At 66.8% G+C, this 1,113-nt stretch carries 2 protein-coding genes; both read right to left on the reverse strand.

Features of this window, described 5'->3' with window-relative positions; translation table 11 throughout:
- Positions 1-625: ParA family partition ATPase (parA, locus tag HMPREF2581_RS11580; RefSeq protein WP_070867325.1), on the reverse strand; the 625-nt coding region annotated here is incomplete at its 3' end.
- Between the two features lie 253 nt (positions 626-878).
- On the reverse strand, positions 879-1,113 hold a 235-nt coding region (locus HMPREF2581_RS11585; RefSeq protein WP_177345067.1), incomplete at its 5' end, for a replication initiator protein A.

A 1,113-nucleotide genomic window follows, 5' to 3' on the forward strand; every position in this document is an offset into this window, starting at 1 on the left:
GCAGCAGTTCGTCCACCAGGGCGGTGATTTCGCGCGCGGCGGCGCTGACCGGTGCCGTCTCGCGTGCAAGCCGGCCAGCGGCCACGCTGTCGGCGAACACGATGCGCTGATGCACTTCCGCGCGCAGCGCAGGAAGCGGCTGGTCGGCCAGCGCCTGGCGCGCTTCGCGCCCGATCACGGTGGTACTGATGCGCCGGTTGATGACGAAGGCCGCGCGCAGCGCAGGCCGGAACACCTGCGCCTCGCGGATCAGCGCCACCATCTCGGCGCTGGCCCATAAGTCGTAGGGACTGGGCTGCACCGGGATCAGCACGCGCTCGGCCGCCAGCAGCGCGGAGCGCGCCAAGGCGGCGATGCGCGGCGGGCCGTCGATGACGACGTGATCGGCCCGCCTGGCAAGCTCTGGCGCTTCCTGATGCAGCGTTTCGCGTGCGAGGCCCACGGCACTGAACAGCCGTGGCAAGCCTTGCTGGCTTCTACGCTGCGTCCAGTCCAGCGATGAACCCTGCGGGTCGGCGTCCAGCAGCACGACGTGCTGGCCACGCATTGCCAGTTCGCCGGCGATGTGGGTGGCGAGCGTGGTCTTGCCGACGCCCCCTTTCTGGTTGAGCAGAGCAACGATCATGACGCGGCCCTCCCTGCTGGAAAGCCCGGCTGTTGCTGCTGCGTTTGTGGCCGCGTGGCGGTTATCCACCGCAGCGGCGTTTCCCTACTAAAAGTTAGAGAAATTAAGTTAGGGAAGTTAGAGGGCGCGCAAACCCAGTGCTGGCGCGGGTTTTCGGCCGATTGGCACGCCTGATAGCACGATAGTCCCACGCCTGATAGCACGATACCCCGCACGCCTGATAGCACGACTCCATTCACAGGCTTTCCCCGAGTTATCCCCGTGCCGTATGCGGCACGGGCCGGAAGGTCAGCAGTTCCATGCCGTTGTCCGGCATCCGTTCGATGCCCAGGACATAGCCGGGCAGCGACTGCCGCGCGACGAGCGCGCGCAGGTCGCAGGCGAAGTCGTAGGGCTTGGCGGTGCTGCCGGATTTCTGGTGCAGGTAGCGGAAGTCGAACTGCCAGCCGTATGCCTGCTTGCCGCCGTGCTTGCGCACCAGGCGGTAC

Source organism: Pseudomonas sp. HMSC057H01, assembly GCF_001836405.1.
GTDB lineage: Bacteria > Pseudomonadota > Gammaproteobacteria > Pseudomonadales > Pseudomonadaceae > Pseudomonas > Pseudomonas aeruginosa.